Annotated in this window: 13 protein-coding genes; 4 read left to right on the top strand and 9 right to left on the bottom strand. The window is 41.9% G+C overall.

Features of this window, described 5'->3' with window-relative positions:
- Window positions 1-510: 510 nt before the first annotated feature.
- Window positions 511-930 carry a GFA family protein gene (locus tag QQK00_RS12810; protein WP_284217973.1) on the bottom strand — a complete coding sequence of 140 codons (420 nt, stop codon included), beginning with the start codon at window positions 928-930 and terminating at the stop codon, window positions 511-513.
- A 144-nt stretch (window positions 931-1,074) separates the two neighbouring features.
- On the opposite strand from QQK00_RS12810, the gene QQK00_RS12805 reads away from it, so the two are divergent.
- The 4 genes from QQK00_RS12805 (at window position 1,075) to QQK00_RS12790 (ending at window position 6,843) form a co-directional block, all read left to right on the top strand.
- Window positions 1,075-1,656 (top strand): TetR/AcrR family transcriptional regulator, encoded by a 582-nt coding sequence (locus QQK00_RS12805; RefSeq protein ID WP_284217972.1) that lies wholly within the window; start codon window positions 1,075-1,077, stop codon window positions 1,654-1,656.
- Window positions 1,657-1,999: 343 nt separating this feature from the next.
- Entirely contained in the window at window positions 2,000-3,535 is a 1,536-nt protein-coding gene (locus QQK00_RS12800) for an OpgD/OpgG family glucan biosynthesis protein (protein WP_284217971.1), read from the top strand.
- Entirely contained in the window at window positions 3,528-5,504 is a 1,977-nt protein-coding gene (gene mdoH / locus QQK00_RS12795) for a glucans biosynthesis glucosyltransferase MdoH (RefSeq protein ID WP_284217970.1), read from the top strand. The genes QQK00_RS12800 and mdoH overlap by 8 nt, the downstream gene beginning before the upstream one ends.
- A 199-nt stretch (window positions 5,505-5,703) precedes the next feature.
- Window positions 5,704-6,843, top strand: a complete 1,140-nt coding sequence (locus QQK00_RS12790) for a pyridoxal-phosphate-dependent aminotransferase family protein (protein ID WP_431307741.1) — start codon at window positions 5,704-5,706, stop codon at window positions 6,841-6,843.
- A 13-nt stretch (window positions 6,844-6,856) separates the two neighbouring features.
- On the opposite strand, the gene QQK00_RS12785 is transcribed toward QQK00_RS12790, so the two are convergent.
- The 8 genes from QQK00_RS12785 to QQK00_RS12750 form a co-directional block, all read right to left on the bottom strand.
- On the bottom strand, window positions 6,857-8,161 hold the full coding sequence (locus QQK00_RS12785) for a DEAD/DEAH box helicase (RefSeq protein WP_284217968.1): 1,305 nt from the start codon (window positions 8,159-8,161) through the stop codon (window positions 6,857-6,859).
- A 235-nt stretch (window positions 8,162-8,396) separates the two neighbouring features.
- Window positions 8,397-9,365: a phosphotransferase gene (locus QQK00_RS12780; RefSeq protein ID WP_284217967.1), complete on the bottom strand. Its 969-nt coding sequence runs from the start codon at window positions 9,363-9,365 to the stop codon at window positions 8,397-8,399.
- Window positions 9,366-9,389: 24 nt separating this feature from the next.
- Window positions 9,390-10,250: an alpha/beta hydrolase gene (locus tag QQK00_RS12775; protein ID WP_284217966.1), complete on the bottom strand. Its 861-nt coding sequence runs from the start codon at window positions 10,248-10,250 to the stop codon at window positions 9,390-9,392.
- A 78-nt stretch (window positions 10,251-10,328) separates the two neighbouring features.
- Window positions 10,329-12,107, bottom strand: a complete 1,779-nt coding sequence (locus QQK00_RS12770; protein ID WP_284217964.1) for a P-loop NTPase fold protein — start codon at window positions 12,105-12,107, stop codon at window positions 10,329-10,331.
- A gap of 13 nt (window positions 12,108-12,120) precedes the next feature.
- Window positions 12,121-14,043, bottom strand: a complete 1,923-nt coding sequence (gene tssC, locus QQK00_RS12765; RefSeq protein WP_284217963.1) for a type VI secretion system contractile sheath large subunit — start codon at window positions 14,041-14,043, stop codon at window positions 12,121-12,123.
- A 274-nt stretch (window positions 14,044-14,317) separates the two neighbouring features.
- Window positions 14,318-18,517 (bottom strand): transporter substrate-binding domain-containing protein, encoded by a 4,200-nt coding sequence (locus QQK00_RS12760; protein WP_284217962.1) that lies wholly within the window; start codon window positions 18,515-18,517, stop codon window positions 14,318-14,320.
- Between the two features lies 1 nt (window position 18,518).
- A complete protein-coding gene (locus tag QQK00_RS12755; RefSeq protein ID WP_284217961.1) occupies window positions 18,519-19,571 on the bottom strand; it encodes an HD domain-containing phosphohydrolase in 1,053 nt (350 codons plus the stop codon).
- A 184-nt stretch (window positions 19,572-19,755) separates the two neighbouring features.
- Window positions 19,756-21,600 (bottom strand): TonB-dependent receptor plug domain-containing protein, encoded by a 1,845-nt coding sequence (locus QQK00_RS12750; RefSeq protein ID WP_284217960.1) that lies wholly within the window; start codon window positions 21,598-21,600, stop codon window positions 19,756-19,758.
- Between the last annotated feature and the right edge of the window lie 116 nt (window positions 21,601-21,716).

Here is a 21,716-nt window from a genome sequence, read left to right as displayed (position 1 = left end):
TCATTATGGTTTCAGCTTTAAAAAGTCATGCCTCATTATTGACTCATGAATCGCTTGAAGAACTCGATAGAGCTACTCAAAATTTGATTGTAGAAGATTGGAAATCGTATCCATTACACACAATATTATCAAACAACACGATAAATGGGATCGGTTATCAAGGAGAAAACTCACTAGGTGAACCCATTGTTACACTTGGTTCAAATTGTCGAACTAGTGGTCTATGGTGTATATCGCACTTAACAGATAATGGCCGAACTAGAAGTTTTGGTTCCCGCTCAGTCAAGTTTACATTTAACGACCCTATCCAATTGTTCTGGTCAAGTCCAACCGGACACATTCCAAAAGGAATTTTCATAGTTAATCGGTGATTGACCAGAACATTACTAAACAGTTGAATAAAAAGGACACAGCCAATTAAACGGCCTGGGACCTCTATCTAACAGGTTTTGTGTAACAGCCATTTATGTAATCCTCCTCGAAAAAAGCCTAACATTAGTTAGGCTTTTTTCATTTTTTATTCATTCCTGGTGGCATGATGTCAAACTTTGGCACATCACGAGGAAAGGCTGCCCATGAAGGGGCGGAAGATGCATAGATTGACATTTTAGGATCGAACTGATTATTTTTTAGTGAGGTTGCTGATACAGAGTAAAAATTTCCCGCTGTTACCTCAGCGCATAAAACAGTGCTGCACGTGCCGCAGAACTGATAATTTACTGCATTGCCTGAATCTCCAGTACGTGTATATAATGTAGGTGTACCTTTCGTAAATTTCAAATCATCTTTTGGAACCCAAAGCCCAAACCATTTATCAGAGCCAGTGAGCGCCTGACATTCTTTGCAGAAGCAAAAAAGAGTATTTGTTGGTGTGCTCTCAAAACAAAATTCTATATCGCCGCACATACAACTTCCAATATGTTTTTCCACGTTATCTCCGATCTGGTTGATACTTAACATGGATGGGACAAACAATATGCATATTTAATTTTCCTATCCAAAGGCAAGGCTTCATGCTAGAGCAAATTTTATATATGATAAAGAACATATATAAAATTTTAGAAAGCATAACCTATGCCCTATACAAAGAAGCATAAAAACGAAACCCGAGAGAAAATTCTTGATAGCTCCTTCAGACTATTTGCAATAAAAGGTTTTAAAGGCGTTACCATCGATGATTTGATGAATAACTGCGGGCTTACTCGAGGTGCATTTTATGCGCACTTCACGAGTAAAGCAGAACTTTATCGTGAAGCATTAAAATTTAGAGCCAGCAGCACTAAACTTGCCAACCTTAAACCTGAGGGTACATCTAATAAACAGTGGCTGTCTCTGCTACTGAATAACTACTTAAGCATGGAGCATGTTAAAGGTGATCGCTCTTTGTCTTGTCCGTTAGCGTTCTTAGCCACAGACATCAATATGCAGAATAAAACAACAAAAACTGCTTATGCAGAGGTTTACTATGGCATGAATACGGCAATCATGGAGTATGCGAGGGACTATACCAACTGTGACGAACAAGATACTTTATCTGTAACGGCAATGATGATTGGCGCTGTTGCTATTGCTAGAACGCTTCAGAATCAAGAGTCGATTGAGAATCTATTGGCTGCATGTCGACGAGAAGCAGGTGTAAAATTGGGCGGAATATAATATTAAAAAAAGCAGTGAAGGCAAAAGCACTTCGAAGCGTTAATCATACTCTCTAGGTAGGACCGCTGAAACAACACATTCAAGCCGGTAAAACACGTAATTTTTTCACACTCACCTTGTAAAAAAGTAAACTCTAACACCAATATCTTACCCAACAATCAACTATCCCTAGTTAACTCTTAATTTATCTATACATTTCATATATTTAAAATAACAAAAATATAACATTATCTTGGTTCGATATTTGCAAAACCTATCATAGCAATCTTACTCAGTTACGCGCATCTGCACAAATCTCGCAAGATTCGTAACGTCATCGCATAAAATAAAAAAAGGACGACATATGCATTCAGCGCTTATCAAAGCTGGGCTTGGGCTATTGGCTTGCCTCGTAGCACCGTTTAGTTTTAGTAATAATTTGCCAGACGCCAACACGCCGATTTTAAAAGCATTGGTAGAACAAGCACAAAAAGAGGCGCAATCTGCATACACCGCGCCAGCCTTAATTGAAAACGACTACCTGCTTAACATGAGTTATTCAGAATATAAGGCTATTCGCTTTAAGCCCGACAAAAGCATTTGGCATAAACGTAACCCTTACGAAGTACAGCTATTTCATAGTGGATTTTTGTACAAGCAAGCAGTAAAAATAAATGTGATTGACTATGCCAATGTAAATGCCGAACTAGCCTTTGATTCGTCATTTTTTAGCTACGATCCACCCGCTATGGAGATAAGTAATATAGCATCCGAAAATATAGCTTACGCAGGTTTTCGGGTACATTACCCCATTAATAGCCAAAGCTACAAAGACGAGTTTGCTGTATTTTTGGGCGCGACCTATTTTCGCTTGGTTGGTCAGCATCAACATTATGGTATTTCGTCCCGCGCCATTGCGATTGATACAGGTTTAGCTGAGGGAGAGGAATTTCCGACATTTACCGAGTTTTGGTTAATTGAACCTACCGTTAGTAAAAAACTGACGGTATATGCAAAGTTGGACAGCCCGTCAATTACAGGAGTGTTTCGTTTTGAAATACAACCGGGAAAATCAACCACAGCAGACGTAAGCGCTTGGATGTTTGCCCGCCAAGACATTGAAAAATTTGGCCTAGCGCCGTTTACCAGTATGTTTCTTTATGGTGAAAACACAAAAGATAAACCGGACGATTTTAGACCCGAAATACACGACAGTGACGGTGTGTTGCTAATTACCGACAAGGACGAACAAATATGGCGACCGCTAACAAATCCCCAACGCTTAAGGATCACGTCTCTTTCAACAAAACAACCAAAAGCCTTTGGTATGCTACAAAGAGACATACAATACGGCCATTATTTAGACAGCGAAGCCCATTATCACCAGCGACCGGGCTTATTGGTAACACCAAACGCTGGGTTTGAAAATGGCAGGCTAGAAATTGTCGAAATTCCGACCCAATCAGAAACGCATGACAACATTGTCGCATATTGGATAAACAATAAACCGGTCAAGAAAGGCGACGCATTGTTTGTCGACTACAAAGTGCAAACCACCAACGCAAAGGCAACGGATAACGCAAAAGCAAAAGTAATTCGCACCTTGCAAGGCGACACAATTTTGCCTGGTGAAGCACAGGATGAAGACAACCTCACGCGTCGTTTTGTGGTCGACTTTGACAACATCGAACAGATAGACGCAAAAGACCTTACAGCCGATCTTACAGCTAACAATGGGCGTGTTGAGCACATCACCGTTTTAAGCACCAATTTTAACCGGGAGCTTCGCGCATCATTTTTAGTCACTCCCATAGATACCGATTTAGCCACGGACATTCGTTTAACCTTAACGGAGAATGGTAAGGCCATAAGCGAAACATGGAGTTACGTGTATGAATAACGCCTCATCGACAACAATACCGGCAACGCCACCTACAACTGGCTTGGCTACTCGTTTTACAGCTTTTCGAATACTGCTTATGCTGTCACTGGTGTTACCTACGGCAGTATGGACTAGCTATCAAACCTTTGTCATTCTTGAACCCAACGAACTACGCCCATTGGAATGGGTGCAACTATGTTTGGCGTCGGTGTTATACCTCTGGCTATCAATGGCATTTTGGACAGCCATCATTGGCTTCATATTAAAGCTATTCAAGCGCGACCCTTTAACCTTAAAAAGACAACATGCCTTTGCCGACAAACACCTAAAGCTAAACAATCGACACGCGCTAATTATGCCGGTATACAATGAAGATACCTTGCGCATTATGGCCGGTTTTGAAGCAAACGTATTAGGCATTTCGAAAGAAGCACAAAGCGACCAATTCGACTTTTACATGCTAAGCGACACCCAAGATGAGAGTTTAATAGATAAAGAATTGTCGTATTGGGCATCTATGCTAAAACGCCTGCCCTCAGATATCGCAAACCGCTGCTTTTATCGGCGTCGCGTCAACAATACCGAAAGAAAAGTCGGCAATGTAAAAGACTTTTGCCAGCGCTGGGGGTATATGTATGAGAGTATGACCGTGCTTGATGCAGATAGCGTTATGTCGGGTAGTAAAGTCGTTGAGCTTGCACAGCGAATGGAGTTCAACGCAAAGGTCGGCCTAATTCAGACCATCCCCATGCCCGTAAGACAAACGACGTTTTTCGGCCGTTTTGTGCAATTTGCCGCGCATGTATATAGTCCGATGTTAGCCACTGGCCTCGCATTCTGGCAAACCAATAGCGCGAATTATTGGGGACACAATGCCACGATAAGAATATCCGCATTTATTGACACCTGCGGACTGCCAAAATTAACAGGCAGGAAGCCTTTTGGTGGCGATATTCTTAGTCATGACTTTGTTGAAGCCGCGTTACTACGCCGTGCAGGTTGGGAAGTGTATTTACTGACTGATCACCATGGCAGTTATGAAGAAGTACCACCAAACATTATTGATTACGCGACTAGAGACCGCCGATGGGTACAAGGCAATATGCAACATTTGGCACTCATCAAAACACCAAAACTACGTACAGCCAATCGCCTACATTTCTTATTCGGTGCATTTGCTTATGTCTCGTCAATTCTCTTACTTTTTATGCTTATTGCAGGAACAGCAGATGCCGTAATAAAATCGCTAACACCACCAGTTTATTTTACTCAGCCCTATCAATTATTCCCCACATGGCTAATTACGAAACAAGCCGTGATGGAAATCACGCTTTACGTGACCATTGCACTGCTATTTTTACCCAAAATGCTTGGGATATTACTAACCTTATTGCAGCGCAGTCGTGAATTTGGCGGCCCCCTAAAATTTATGTTTAGCGCGATACTCGAATTCTCGTTTGCCGTATTGCTCGCACCTATCATGTTAATGTATCACAGCTATTTTGTGCTCAATGTATTGGCAGGTAAAAGCGTAAAATGGGAGGCGCAAACGCGTGAGGGGAAAATGCTGCCTTGGCGCACTGCCTTTACGTTTACATGGCCACTTACCTTACTAGGGTTGGTGTGGTCAGCAGTCGTATTGGTTTTTGCGCCCGCCTTATTTTACTGGCTATTGCCGGTGCTCACAGGCTTAGTGCTTGCCTACCCGGTGATTCGCTATTCGAGCAGCGTATCGCTTGGTTTAATGTTTAAGCGCATAGGTATACTGCTCATCCCTGAAGAGCTACGCCCAACCTACGAAATGAAAAAACTTCAGCAAACAACAGCAAATCTGAATGCGGCACCCTATCTCGTGAATGTATTTACGCTGCCGGCAGAGCAATGGCAAGATATGCAATCGCAACATTTGCCCAATGCTATCCCCGATGACAAAAATAAAGAGACACAAGAAGGTACAAATATTCTCACACCCAAAAAACTTGCCTAAATCAAATCGAGTTGAGCAAAAAAGCCATGAGCTTTCGCTGCCCAATGTGCTTATAATATGCGCTTGTGCAATATGATGTAGTAGAGAATGTAACTCGCTACATCTTCTAACATATGACTCTATAGGAAACATTTTGCAAATTCAGGCGCCCACTGGCTTATTATCACTCGACAACATTTTGCCCGACGAACCACTACTCATGATGGGCGCTGGCCCTGTGCCAATTCCGGCCCGAGTCGCGGCAGCAAATGGCATTGTGATTAATCATCTCGGGGACACCATGGCGCAAATTATCGAGCAAGTAAAACAAATGTCTCGGTATGTGTTTCAAACACAACATGGGCACATTCTCGGTGTAGCTGGGCCTGGCTCTGCGGCCATGGAAATGGCAATTGCCAATTTGGTCGTACCTAAAAGTAAAGTACTCAGTATATGCAACGGCTTTTTTAGTAGTCGCTTAGCCGAAATGGCTGCGCGTGTCGATGCAGATGTTATCCGACTACTTGTGCCTGAGGGCGAAAGCGCGGCCCCCGAAATAGTGGAAGAATATATTGTTAAACATCAGCCGCAAGTACTTACGATAGTACAAGGCGAAACCTCCAGCACCGTATGCAATCATGCACTTGCCAATATTGCCGCCATTGCGAAAAAGCACAATTGTTTAGTCGTTGTCGATGCCGTATGTACCTTAAGTACCATGCCATTTGAAATGGACAATTGGGGAATTGATGCTGTTATTACTGGCGGCCAAAAAGGCTTATCGTGTATTCCTGGCGTATCACTCATTGGATTTTCTAAACAAGCGTGGGAACATATTTTAGCCCGCAAAGACCAACTAAAGCACTGGTGTTTAGATGCAAAATTAGCGGACCAGTTTTGGTATAAAAAATCGTATCATTACACTGCCCCTGTATCCGGTATTTTGGCGATTCATGAAGCGTTGCGCTTAGTCTGTACCGAAACGCTTGAGCTCAGATGCGAACGACATGCAAGAAGTTCGCAAGCGCTACAGGCAGGAATTGAAGCCATGGGGCTTCACTTGCATGTTAAACCCGAGGCTAGATTAAACTCCGTCGTTGGTATCAAAGTGCCTGATGGCATTCAGTCGCCTGAGCTACTTCGCACGCTGTCAAGCCGCTATAAGGTCGAAATTTCAGGGTCCTTTGGTGCTAATATCGTCAGAATTGGGCAAATGGGCGAACAATGCCGTGCACATAATTTATTCCGAACATTACACGCCTTTGGCGCAAGTATTAATTTACTTGGCCAACAACTTGATTTACCTGCTGGCATGGCCGCACTAGAGAGTGTGCTAGACCGCCATGCTGTTGTAGATTGATAGCGGTCAATAGCTAGTTTTGTGTATGCTGGTTTTTAGGCGGCGTTTTGCGTCGCTGTTTTGCACGCGTTCTTGAGTTGCTGTTATTACCTGCGTTAGCACTTTTAGCACCTGTGCTGCCCTGTTTCGGCTTTTTGGGTCTTGCTGGTTTCACAGGCTTCAGTTTCATTGGCGGCAACTCATGCTTTGACGAGAAACCTTTTACATGAATAACAGGTATGATTTTTTGAATTAGGTTCTGAATATCCGCGAGTTGCTTTACATCTTCAATGGTGACAAATGATACAGCGCTGCCTGTCGCCCCAGCTCGGCCGGTACGGCCAATGCGATGCACATAATCTTCTGCAACATTTGGCAAATCATAATTAACGACATTTGGTAATTGATCGATGTCGATGCCTCTTGCCGCGATATCTGTGGCAACTAATATACGCAACTCACCGCTTTTAAACTCTTTCAATGCCTTGGTACGAGCACCTTGGCTCTTGTTACCATGAATAGCCGCAGCGGTAATCCCTTTGCCTGATAATTGCTTTGTAAGTCTATTGGCGCCATGTTTAGTGCGAGTAAATACCAAGGCTTGCTGCCAATTGTTACTCTCGATAAGGTGGCTTAATAGGCGGCTTTTGTTGGCTTTTTCAAGAAAGACTATCGAATGCTCAACACTCGTATTTGCAGTATTTTTAGGCGTTACCGATATTTCAATCGGATCATTTACCAAAGAACTAGCGAGCGTGCGAATGTCGTCTGAAAACGTCGCAGAAAACAGTAAATTCTGACGTTTTACCGGCAATAGTTTAAGCACTCGTTTTATATCATGAATAAAGCCCATATCTAACATACGGTCGGCTTCGTCCAGTACCAACACTTCAACATCGGAAAACTTAACCGCGTTCTGTTGAAATAAATCCAATAAGCGGCCCGGTGTTGCGACTAGAATATCGCAGCCACGGCGCAAATTTTTCATTTGCGGGTTAATAGATACACCACCAAACACAACATGCGACTTTATCTGAGTATTTACTTTGTATTCATTTACATTGGCCGCTACCTGAGCTGCCAATTCACGCGTAGGTGTTAACACCAAGGCTTTAATATGGTTAGCTCTAGGTGGCCGATAATTATTCGAGAGTTTTTCAATCAGCGGCAAAGTGAATGCCGCTGTTTTTCCTGTCCCCGTTTGCGCTGCTGCCATAATATCTTTGCCGGAAAGCACTGCAGGGATGCCTTCTGCTTGTATGGGAGTAGGCGTTGAATACCCTTTGGATTCAACCGCATTGACGAGCGCCTTAGATAGCCCTAAAGAGGAAAAACTCATATATTTAAAAATACTCTTGTTAAATGTTGGATGGTAATCATTTATTCAGCGCCAATACCAACACTACGCTCGAAGACCGACCGAAAGCTGACAGACGAAAGCGCTTTGCGCACTGGATAAAAAAGGAGCGGCGAACTTATAGTAATTTGTTGTATTGAGCAAGGCCTTATTTACCTTTCTTCTATTTAATTAGAAAACCAATGTAAATAAAAAATACCGAGCACATACCTCAACCTCAGGCCATCACTAATTCTCGCGCTAATTTTAACAACACGGCCTTTTCTTCTATTGTCCTTTTAAGTGGTAATTGCGCTAAGCCAATTAACCGCCGCAAAATCTCCATACCCGCATACTGATACACTAACTGCTCGTCGAGTTTATTTGCGTAGGTGGCACAAACGGTATTTAGCCATGTATGCTCGCCGGTAGTCATGAGCAAATGAGCGGCCATTACCCCAACGTCATACTCTTTTGCGCCGACAAAGCAAAATTCAGGATCCATGATGTAAAGTTGTCCCTTCGCTTTCATCCAACTACCGGGGTAATAGTCGCCATGAAGTAAGGTAGTGCCTTGAGAAAGATAATGTTGACCTAATTTGTCGATGATTGCTTGAAGCGTTTTATCCGTTTTGTATGGCATCGACAAGGCTTGCAAACCTTGTTGTACGTCATCTAACTGAAAGCCATTATCGAGCATATAAGGCAGCACAAAAAGGTGCGCATGATTTAATTTACGCAGAGCAAGATTTAACGGGAAGTCTTCAGGGGCTTTTTGTTCATGAATATGCGCCATAATAGTCAGCAAACACGTGACATCTTCAACAGCAACGTCGCATTCTGAATATATCTGCGTCATATCTTCACCCGCCCCTAAATCTTCCATCATCATCAAATAATGTGCTGGCGCGTATGCTAGAACGCGAGGGGTATGTGCCTCAATGTTTGCGCCCCGAATGGCTAAGTAAAATTCGTGCTCGGCGTCAATTCTTTCGATCGGCGCGGCTACATCAGGATATTTGCGTACATAGGCTCTGGATTGTTTCAAAATAAATGTGCGCTTATCGGTCACTACACGCATTAGTACATTCATATTGCCTTCACCTGGCGATTCTACTTTTTGAATATTTTCATCTTGAAGCCAATTTAACGCAGTTAAAAATGCTTGAAGTGTGGCCAATGGCGTTTGTAAATCTAGGGTTTTCATGGTGAATACTGTCTCGTTGTTGCGCTACTGCTTTAAACTGCCAAATACCTTATCTAAGGTATCTTTCAGTGAAGCAGATGAAATGTTTTTGTGCGTAGTGAAATACTTTTCTCTGGTGATATTCAAATGGGGAATATCTAGGCTTTCTATAGTGTCCAATAATTCAGTCGCCGCATAGTGATTACCTAAGGGAAAGGCAGTAGTAACAAATAAATTGGCTTGTTTAGTGACGCCCGCGTCTTTGCGTAATTTCGCTAACGCCTGCATTTCATCGGCTCTATCCCAGTATGACGGATCATCCGCTAGGTAGTTCTTAAAAAGCGGTTGTTTTACATCGTCTCTAAGTAACATAACTGTCGACGCAATGCCGCCTAGCGAGGTGCCTTGAATTGTACGATTGGCACTGTCAACTCGGTAATGACTATCGATATGAGGCACAAACTCTTTTGCAATAAAGTCGGTATATGCAATTGCACCGGGCAACTTGTAGTCAATATTTCTGCGCTTGCTTCCCTTTGGCCCTTCTTCAATCGCAACAAGAATAATATCGAGCTTTTTTTGATCGACGTTAAAGCCATAGCCCGGCAAATTCCATTGCCCGTCAAGAATAATAAACACTGGATAAACGGCGTTTGGCTGCTCGTTATACGAAGGTGGTAAGTACACGTGGTAAGGATATTCAATCCCTGTAATCGCAGACACCAAAGATTTAGGCCCGTCATACACTCCTTTAATGTGTTCGTGCCAAACCCATGGTTTTTTGTCATCGGCGGCAAAGGCGGTATTCGACGCTAGCAACAGCGTTAATGCGATTGTAGAAATGAAGTGACGCAAATGAATTCTACTTCGATTAATAAGGTTTATTTTTTGCAAAAAATACATCATTGTTCTTTCCTTTGTAAACACCCCAAATGAGGGATATTGCATGCGAATCACCTAGCAGTTCACGTCGTGCAAACAACATCAAAAGTCACGTTGCCAAAAAGAAAAAAACTGTTTAATTTTAGCGCCTACACTCATAGATTTAACGGGTGTTGTTTTATCCATTGAAGTAGATGATGTTACTTGTAAAGGTTTACCTTTAACAGCGCGACGAGTAACAATATTGTCATTTTGTTTCGCGACTTTTGTTGCTAATGGCAAGGGTAGCTGGGTACTACTATCAATCAGGCTTTTTTTTATTTGTTCGTAGCTTAAGCCAATCGTTTTGCGTAAATTTGCCCCTCGCAGATTTGTTCTGGTCAGGTTGCAATTGTTTAAGTCTGCTTGATGTAGATTAGCACCCACTAAATCTGCCTCGCGCAAATCAGCCTCTCTCAAATTTGCAGCGGTAAAATCTGCGTGTTGCAAGGTTGCACCAGCCAAACGCGCTCGTCTAAGATCTGCTTTTCTAAAACTGCTATTGTTCATCAATGCCGTTGTAAAGTCAGCTTCTCGCAAGATCATGTTATCAAAGTTTTGTTCGGTAAAATTAACGCCTTTTTCTACCCATTTTTGGCCTTTTTGCCTCACACTTTTCAGCCACTTCCCATGCGCCTTAGCCAATGCACTAAGATCTAGCGATTCATCTTTCTCTTGCTTCATCGCTACATCTAAATTAGCTAGACTAAAATAATTCGTTAGGCGAGCAAACTCAGACACATATGCGTTAGCAAGCGCCTTACGAATGCTTTTCGATTCTATTTTATCTCTAGCTTTTTCGTCGTTCTGATGCAAATCCAATAGCAGCGATTGATTTTGAGCCAACTCTCGAAATAATGCAGGTTGTGCTTGTTCAAAAAGCAGTAGTAACGCTAAAAGTTGCGGGTCGTAATTTGAAATCTTAAGGTTTAATGCCAGTTTATGCCTAAGAATCAAATTGTTAATAAAGCGTTTTACTGAACGAGGATTTCGATCCAGTCCATCGAATAAGACCTTCGAGCATGCAAGTAAATCGTCTGGTAACAACGCAGTTATATATGTTTCAAAGGTTTTTTCTGATATAGGCGGCAGGGAAAAAGGTAGTTGAACCATCTTGTCCAAATATTTAGCCTCATTACTGCTGCCACTTTTGCCTGTTTCCGTATTAATTGCGTGCTCAATGGTCTCGCGATCAATGCCAAGGAAGAACACGCAATTTGGTACATTAAAATAAAGCTTAATTGACGACAAAACGCGAACCACACATTCAGGCGAACACCGGTCTAAATCATCGATGAAGAAAACAATTCTTCCATGCCCTTTATCTGCGGCTTTTTTAAGTAGCTCTTTAAAGTGACTCTGTAATTTGGCCCTTGCTTCCCTGACGCGAAACGATTCTTCATCAAGAATTTTCTTAACTTTTTCGACATTATCAATCGAAAGCGTCGTGGTCTTCTTCAACAAAACAGAGCCAAATGCCAATGCCACTTGGGATAACGAGTGTTTAAATTCTTGGTTAAGTCCTAGGGAATCTACCGTTGCATGTAATAAAGATACCGCCGGCGCGTCGTCCTGATCATGCTCCCAGGCGTTAAACCAAACACTATGTGTAGACTGTTCTGCAAAGTGTTGCTCAACCAATTTTAAGAATGTCGTTTTACCTGCCCCCCAAGTACCAAAAATCCCAATCACTAACGGCGTTTCACAACTATCAACCAGTTCTGAAAACGCTTTTGCGAGCTCAACTCGGTCCAGTTGATCATTTACATCCGGTTCATCGTTATATATCGAGGTACTAGAAGAATACTCCTCAGACCTTGAGTGCTGACCATTTTTTTCCATTGTCAGCCCTTACTCAAGGGATAAGCCTAGCAGACAAGACACCCGTCGGTGGATGCACAAATAGCATACTCGCGATAGCCTTCCCTTGAGGAATATAATTAAGCTCAATTCTTACTTGAATATGCGGTTGTGATTTGTCGGTTCCTATAATTTTTACGTCAACGCTTTTAAATGGCGCAACAAAAACCGACTTGCTCCGACTATCATTGTCCATATCGTCACCGACACAATACTCCCGAAGCCAACGCTCGATATCTTCTGACACGACTTCCCAATTGTCATACTGCCCACAACTATGACTTAAATAAGAACGAATAACATTCCATACTCGCCCAACGCAAAGCTGATGCTCTAATTGTATCGCATGATATGCGCAGTCATTCGCCTCTTGACTTGAATATAGTTTTTGCTCCGCAACAGAAGTAGGTGTATGTACAGCCGCAAATTCCCCACTCTTATGGCGAGACAATGAAACAAAACCAAGGGCTGCTAGTTCATGCAGGCGTCGCTCCGAAAAATCCAACTCGCTAGGACCAATGACTTTATAAATTTCATTGCCTTCATGAATATGGTGGGCAGGGATGCCTTCGATTCTGCCCCAGCGTGGACCTCGTAAGTCAGCACACCATCGATCACGAGCAAAAGCATTGACGATAACCGACGCCAAGCCAAATGCGCCACTCATCCAGCTAAAATGATCGTCATTTTCGTCATTTCCGCAATTTTCGGTATACAAAAAACCGTGCTGACGTATGTCACCTTCGCTGTCCCAAGGTATACGGGCTAATAAGCGTGGAAGTACTAGTGATACAAAGGAGGCATCAAGCGTTTGTCTAAACGCTCGCCAATGAAGGTAATCGGCACTTTCGAACAACCTCGTCAGATTATGCAGTTTAGAAAGCGAAGACCATGACGTGAGTGAAAATAAATCTGGAGAAGCGGACATTAGTACTGGCGCTCTGCATATGGCCGCCGTATGCGCCAAATTGTCAAGTAAACTTATGTCTTCACGTTGCAGTGTAATATCAAAGTCGCACACAATAAGCCCGTAGGGCTCACCACCCATCACACCAACTTCATCATCAAAGAGTTTTTTAAAAAGTACACTTCGGTCAATTTCGATGCACTTATCATATTGCTCAAAAACTTCACGCTTTGATACGTTCAGCACTCTCAATTTTAATAGATCGCTAACTTCAGTTTCTCTAGCAAGATATTCAAGGCCACGCCAGGTAGCTTCCAGCGCCATAAATTCTGGATGATGAATAATAAGATCGACCTGCGCAGATAACTTTTTGTCTAGTTCAGAAAGCCTCGCATTAACAAATTCTACAATACCCAACTGGCTACTCTTCCAGTCACTCAAGATCACGCGCAATACAGAATAATGAGTAGCGTCGCTGATACCTTCAGGTAACCCCTCTAATTCAGCATAATCTTCACTATATTCAAAATCGAAAGAAAGTAACTCTACGCGCTTTTCTTCGCTCAGCTCCCAGGATTCAAATTCATCTACAAGCTCGCGTCGTATCTCAAGATTGAGCATCAATTCAGAAAAATAGCTGCGAAGTTGATAAACCTTGTGCAAGTGAGGAACCTGCATAATGACATTTTCAGGCCTAAAATCTGCAAAACGTCGAAAGTGTAAATCTAGACTAAGACCTGAGTCGCCTATACCCAAGGTGTCTTCTACAGTGAAATGTAAATTTGGACTCACTCGGTCAAGCAAATCATCTAAGTTGTTAACGTCGACTGCTTTAAAATTCCTTTCGTGAAGCTGCGGCCTATGTTCCGAATACGACGAGCCACTTAAATTGGCAATAACGGCGACCACAAAAGGAGGTTCTACAATTTTAACTTCGTCACCGACGTCGACACTATATCTTAGTGGTTTCCAACCTAATCGTCGACTACGTCCCTTTGAAGTATCAGACAATATCTCATTCCTTTTTTGGTGTATTGCATTTAAGACCGCAGTAGTTGTTTGTGAGCTGTATAATTTTTGTCCGCACTCAAAAAGTTAGCAGGTCTACTCAAAATCAACAAGTAAAATAACGTTTAACACAACTTATTAGTGCGCAAGTCGCTGAAATATGACTGCATGTTGTGGAAATTTTTCTAATAACTGTGTCTTATCAATATTTCGTCGACAAAATGGATGGCATGCTTGGTTTATTTGCAAACTACAGACATTTTTAACAATGAGCAAATTATTGCTCTGTGCACATAATAGTAAATTGATTTAATGCCGATTTAATCTCAGCAATATTAAAATTATCTGTCGACTCAACAAGTTGCTTAGCATATGTTTCGAGGGCCTCTGATTTACGCGCTTTCGCTAATTCAATCAACGCGTTCGCAAACGCTGCGATTTCTTGTAAGTTATTGCTTTGACTTAACTGTCTGCACTGCGCCAAGTAGTCTTTAGCCAATTCGATGACAAGTTCCTTGCCAAATTGGGTAGTTTTGGTCTGCGTGTCTTGCAACTCAACTTGACTGTATGGAAGGTACTTCTTCAACTCGTCAACGAGTTCCTTTTTTAATACCGGCTTACGCAAATAACCCACAAAATTTTCTCGGCGTTGACGCTCGTAATCATCTCGCATCACTGACGCAGTAAGTGCCACTATTGGCAAATTAGGTTTTGTTTGATTTATTTCATTTGCGGCTTGATAGCCATCCATTACCGGCATACGTATATCCATTACAATTAAGTCAAACTTATGCTTGTTGGCCATCTCTACCGCTTGTCGACCGTTAGATGCTTGCATACATTCAATGTTCAGCATTTTAAAAATTTCAATCAACAGATTTCGGTTATCCTCAATATCGTCAACCACTAATACACGCGCCTTATTAAACGTAACAACACTTGGCATCTGTCGATCGATGGAGGCTTCAGACTCCCCCCTTTTAACCGCCATAATATCAACTTCACGTAATAACACCGAAAAGCAAGCGCCATTGCCAGGCTGACTAGTGACAAAAATTTTACCGCCCATCAATTCGACTAAGCGTTTACTAATGCTCAGGCCTAGCCCCGTACCACCATATTTTCTTACGCTTTGACCTTCATGCTGCTGAAAACTCTGAAAAATATGTTCAAGCATATGTTGCTCAATGCCAATGCCGGTATCTTGCACATCAATGCGCAAATCGACCGTACTGTGAATGTCATTTTTGTTTTCGGCCGCGGCCAACAAAGTGATGCTGCCAGTATCCGTAAACTTCACCGCATTACCGACCAAATTAAATAATACCTGTCGTATACGCGTAGAATCTAACAATAAGGCATGTGGAATTCGGTCATCCACTTTTAGTATGAAGTCTAAGCCTTTATTTCGCACATTCATGGAAAATACATTGCTAATATCTTCGAAAATACTATGAGGATTACAGACTTCCTTCGAAATATTCAACTTCCCGGCTTCAATCTTAGACAAGTCCAATATGTCGTTTATCAACAATAACAATGAACTACCGGCAGATTTAATGGTTTTAACAAATGACGTAAGCTTTGTATCTTGAATTTGCTCTTCTAACAGCTCCGTAAAGCCAATTATCGCGTTCATTGGCGTACGAATTTCGTGGCTCATATTCGCTAGAAACTCTGATTTAGCCTTATTCGCTAGCTCGGCGTGATTCTTTGCTTTCTGTAGATCTCTTTCCATCGAAATCCGTTCATTTAAATCTACAATAATATGCAATAAGGCATCTTTGTTTTGATACCGAATAGCAATAATAGACAATAGCCCTTCAATACTCTGACCATCGACAGTTGAGATTTTCGTTTGATGATCCAGTACTTTGTCGGTTTCACCGTTATAAAACTGCGTGCCCATCACAGAGTGCACCTTGGCTTCATCTATCCCCAATGCATTAATTGCGTTTACATTAGCCATAAGCAATAAATCAGTTTGCACGTCCACCACATAGACGATCACAGGAATATTATCGATAACCACAGATAAATTGCGTTCACTTTGTTTTAAAGATAGTTCAGTACGAGTTCTCAGTTGGATTTCACACTGTAGTCGCCTATTCCAAAAAAATACAAAAGAAATAATGGCAACGGCCACTGCGAGAATGATAAAAATAAGTTGATAATCCGTCTTGAGCAGTAATTCTTTCTCACCCCATTTGTCCAAAATCTGCTGTTTTTCGACGGTACTAATACTCGCCAATACCTTGTTTATCATTGGCACTAGCTCAGAAAACTCAGGCTGTATAGCAAAGCTAATCTCTAAATCGTAGTTTGTTTTACCCACAACGCGTAAACTGCTATAGCCTTTCTCGGCAATGAGGTAATTTACTTGCGCCAATGGACTAATTAGCACATCTGTTTTACCTAAATATAAGTCTTCTAGGCCGACATCGGTGGATGAAACAATCTGAAATTGCTTATCAGGAAAACGATTTATCAATGCATCCGAACTAGCATAATCGTGAATTATCGTTATTCGCTTGTCCATCAACTTACTGACATCATCGATATATTTGTGCTCATTTTGCATTACAATTACAAATGGGCTTTGGATGAAACTGTCAGTAAATAGTAGGTCCTGATAAGGTTTATAGGTGCTTGCCGCAGTCCCCATGTTAACTTTTTTTGTTAACATCAGATTTGTACTTTCTTGCCAACTATTAGTGCTTACTCTTGAAAAGGTAATATCAAGGGTTTTTGCCACCAAATCATAGTACTCGGGCATCATGCCCTGATACTGATCTTGCTGATCAACGGCTTCGAAAGGCATCCAACTTGGATCTGCTACAAACGTAAATTCATTGTGCTCCAATAACCAAGCTTGTTCTTCTTTGCTTAGTGCTATTCTTGACGTACCGCCTAATTGTCGATTTATTCCCCATTTATCAAGCATGTAGTCAAACCTATCATCCTCAATCTGAATCAAAGCCAAATTAATGATGTCCAGTAAGGGCTGATAATCGTCTCTTACCGCTATGTGCAACGAATTTATCGGGAGGTTTGGCAAGGTCTTAAGCGGCACTATATTGCTTTGTGGTGTTTTGTCGAGCAAGTACATCACAACGGCATGTGAATCAAACAACACATCGGCTTTATTCTGAGATATATACTGTATCGCTTGCGCTGGCGACTCTACATAGATGAATTCTATTCCCGGGATTTGCTGACGGATTTCTTCTTCCATAGCTGCGTCACGAATTATGGCTAAACGATACCCTGACAGCTCCTCAATACGGGAAATATCGATATCACTTCGAATAAAAAAATAATTAAGTACATCTATGTATGGTACTGAGAATAATAGGTGCTTTTCACGTTCGGGCGTTTTAAATGCAGCGGCTAATAAATCACTTTGCTTCTGTTCAACGCTTACCAATGCCCTTTCCCAAACGTCATTAGAAAACCTAAACTGTAAGCCCGTTAATGCGGCAACTTCTAATAACATGTCATGACTTAAGCCATCATGTTCGCCTCGCTCATTTTGATATTCGAAAGGTGCCCATGCGTAGTCGCCGGCCACATTTATCACCGGGTGCTCCTGAATCCATTTATGCTGTTCATCGGTTAACTTCAGACGATTTTTTGCCTGTCCAAACTCAGCGCTTACTTTCGACTGTGTTGATGTGTCTGCAAGACTATTGGGGCTAAACCAACGATTGTAAATTTCTCTATGCTGCTCTGGAGTAATTGCATCCAGCCCTTTTTGAATAATGTTCGCCAACTCAGGATGTGCCTTAGTAGACGCAATGTGTATTGGGTTCTTACCTAAATGACGAGTTGATTTAAAAGGCACAATAGTATTAATACCTTCGATATCTAAGGTGTATATCAACGCACCATATGTATCAAACAGTATATCTGCGCGATTTTCCAGCACTGCATCAATGGCTTCCCCAAAGGTAAGTACATCAACAATTATAATTTCAGGAAAGTGGCGTTGGATTATTTTTCGATGCGCATAACCTAAAGGCAGTGCCAGACGCTTACCATTGAGATCTTCTAATCTATTGACCTGTAAATCTTTACGAACAAAAAAATAGTCTAGTGCTTCAAAATATGGGCGGGAAAAATTAAGAAAGGCTTCTCTTTCTTCGGTTTTGTAGACGGCGCCCAAAATCTGGACTTGATTATTTTTTGCGCGTGCTAAATTAACGTGCCATTCATCAATAACTACTCGGTAGGTCAAGCCAGTTTTCTTTGCTACCAACTGCAAATAATCCCATGCGATGCCCTGATAATTGCCTTGTTTATCGGTGAAATTAAATGGCGTCCAGTCAGGACTTCCACCAACAACAAGCTGCTGATGGTTGGCTATCCACTCCTGTTCTTGTTGAGTAAGTTGGACTTTTGCCAAGTGTTGAGCCTCGGCTTGCTGAAAACCCAAAATAAGGAGCAAAAGTAAACAAAACGCAAAGCGAAATGGCATCTTACTGTTTCATTATTTCCAAAAACTCTGGCAGATGTTCTACCAGGACTTCCACCAAAAATGGGTCAAAATGTATACCGCTGTTTTGTTTAATATACTCCACGGCATCCTCTACCGACCATGCGTTTTTATATTGACGTTTATGGGTAAGCGCATCAAATACATCCGCTAGCGCCACAATTCGACCAAAAATATGTATTTCTTCGCCTTTTAGTCCTCTTGGATAACCGCTGCCATCCCATTTTTCATGGTGTTCGCGAGCAATAATGGCCGCCGCTGTCGTCAAACGACGCTTTGAATTTTTGAGTAAGTCATACCCTTTTTCAGCATGCGTTTTCATTAAGGTCATTTCGTCGTCGGTCAAGCGCCCAGGTTTATGCAAAATATGTTTGGGTATCGCGATTTTACCAATATCATGCATAGGCGATGCTAAAAAGATAGCATTCACTTCTTCGTCACTCAAATAGTCAACGTATTGGGCTAGCAACTTACTAGTATCTGCGACTCGCTTAATATGCTGTCCGGTTTCATCAGATGTAGACTCCATAACTTCCATCAGAATATAGATCATCTCACACTGATTTTCTTCAATCTCTTTTGTCAGCCTCTCCGCTTGAAGCCGAGCTTTTGTTTGTACTTCATCAGAATGTTCTTTTAGTGCTTTACGTGACAACGCTAGCTCAACATGTGTTTTGACTCTAACGAGCAACTCGTTGGCATGAAAAGGCTTGACGATATAGTCGACTCCCCCCGCCAAAAAACCTTGTGATATTGAATCTACATCCGCTTTAGCCGTCAAAAATATTACCGGTATATCTTTAACGTTCTCCATCTCTTTGATTTGACGACACACATCATAACCATTCACCTTGGGCATCATGATATCTAATAAAATTAAATCGAAGGAGTTGCATTTTATTAACTCGAGGGCTTCTTGACCATCAGATGCAAAAGAAAACATATAACTTTCTTCCCTCAAAATATTCATCGCAACCTGAATATTCTCGGATACATCGTCAACAATAAGGATATGTATATCTTTGCCGCTTTTCAAAAAAACTCCTTAATATCAAAAACATTCTTAACAAATGGAAAGCTATTGATACACAGGAGTCTACAATATTACAAACTTTTTTTTCATATGAAAGTATAAGGACAGTTGGCAACAAGTGAAAAAAAAGATGCATAGCAATGGCTGTGCATCTTCAAAAACTATTATGTGTCACTCAATCACTTTGTCAGAAGCTATATTTAACACCGACATTTAACGCTGATCCTGCGGTGTTAAACGCTTCAAGATCTTGATATTCCGTATCAAAAGCATTTTCAACCCTGACAAATACGCTAACGCCGTTATCAAATTTATACCTAGCGCTTACATCCACAACGTCGTAATTAGGCAACGCCGTACCAACATCGACAAAGTCACGAACAAAACGCATGTTCGCCGCAAAGCTCAACTGATCGAATTGATAACTTAAACCAATGTTTGCCAAGTGTTCTGGCCGACGTAAACGCTGCTCACCCGCTGTATCTTCGGTGTCGTTATATGTATAGTTTGCGGTGAGCACTAGTTCGTCTGCAAGCTGCTGATTTACGATGAGTTCAACACCCTCAGAGAATGACGTGCCAATGTCTTGCAAATACCCAGAAAAACCCGCTAAATCGAAAAAGATACTGTCTTCAATTTTTTGGTCGAAATAGACGATTTCATAGCTAGATCCGGCCTCAGTAGCATAAGCCACTGCGAGCTCGTAACCTTTCGTTTGCTCTTCTTTCAATGAGGTTTCTGACGCGGGCGCAAATGCAAATGGCCCTCGATTATATTCAATCTCAAAAATACTCGGTGCCCTAAAGCCAGTCCCATAAGCCCCACGCAACTTCAGTTCACCACCCTTTACTTCCCATAATTTGGCTGCACTTAAGCGGTAACTAACCCGCTCACCAAAATCTTCATTGTCGTCGTAACGTAAGCCTGCGGTGACAAAAGTATCACTCAATACTTCACTTTGATACTCAAGATAATACCCTTTTTGCGTACGCGCTTGATTGGCGGAAGAAATGACTTCCTGCTCCCAGTCAAAGCCCCAAATTACGTGGCTATTGTCACTAATATCGGCGTTACCGACATATTCGACTCTTTCGACGTGACCCTTGGTAAAAAAGCTTGATACACCCTGATTGACGTTTTCCCTTTCCACTAGGGTTTTAACAAAGGCCAATTCATGTTCGGTGCTACCAAGTGTATATTCTGCATTTATACGAAGGTTGTTTTGCTGAAAATTAGTTGTGCAAAAATTGCTAAAGCTTGCACCAAACCCACAACTGTCAAATTTACCTTCGCCATCGTTGCTCCTTGCAACGACACCTAGCCGTAAATCATCATTAATTTGGTATCCAAAGCGCGCATGAATAGTCGTATTCGAATAGCCATCGCTGTCAGCATCGATTAAGTCATTCACACTGGAATTAAAGCCATTTGTATTGTAGTCAGACGCAGAAACATAATAGTCAACGCCGCCTAAACCGCCGCCAATTTCACCGGCAATATTGCGTGTATCAAAACGCCCGCCTTCAGCAGATACACTTCCAAAAAGCGCTTCATTTTGTTGCCCAGTGTGAATGTTGATTACACCACCTGCATCAGCGCCATACACTAAACCTTGTGTACCACGTAAAATTTCGACTCGGGTAATGTTAGAACTTAATAAATGCGCTACTTGCGTTTGCACTTGTGTACCCGTTGGGTCTGAAATATCAACACCGTCAACGCGTACTAAGGTACGATAGCCCTCTTCCCCCCGCACTCTTAGTGCAGAAGTTGAGCCAACACCACCGCTATTAGTAGCATTTACCCCCGGTTGTACCTTGAGTATGTCAGCTAAACTAATGTAACCACGGCGCTCAATATCGTCTTGCGTGACGACGGATATCGAAGTAGCGACTTCTCGCAATGGGGTCGCGACTCGACTTGATACAACAACGATTTTTTCGACAGTATCTTCTGATGAAGATTCATCAGCAGACAAATAAGTAGATGATAATGCTAATCCAATGGCTAGCGATAATTTACGGCCTTGCATGTGTCTTCCTTAATCAAAATAACGATCAAGGGAGGGAAAAGGAAAGCTAGCACCAAACAAAAATGAATGGCACATCTCATTCACATATTCTATATGAGGAGAGAACAGTTCAACAA

It is taken from the genome of Agaribacter marinus, assembly GCF_030160655.1.
In the GTDB taxonomy this organism is placed as follows: domain Bacteria; phylum Pseudomonadota; class Gammaproteobacteria; order Enterobacterales; family Alteromonadaceae; genus Glaciecola; species Glaciecola marina.
The sequence above is the reverse complement of the archived record's forward strand: the minus strand, read 5'-3'. Positions and strand labels throughout refer to the sequence as shown.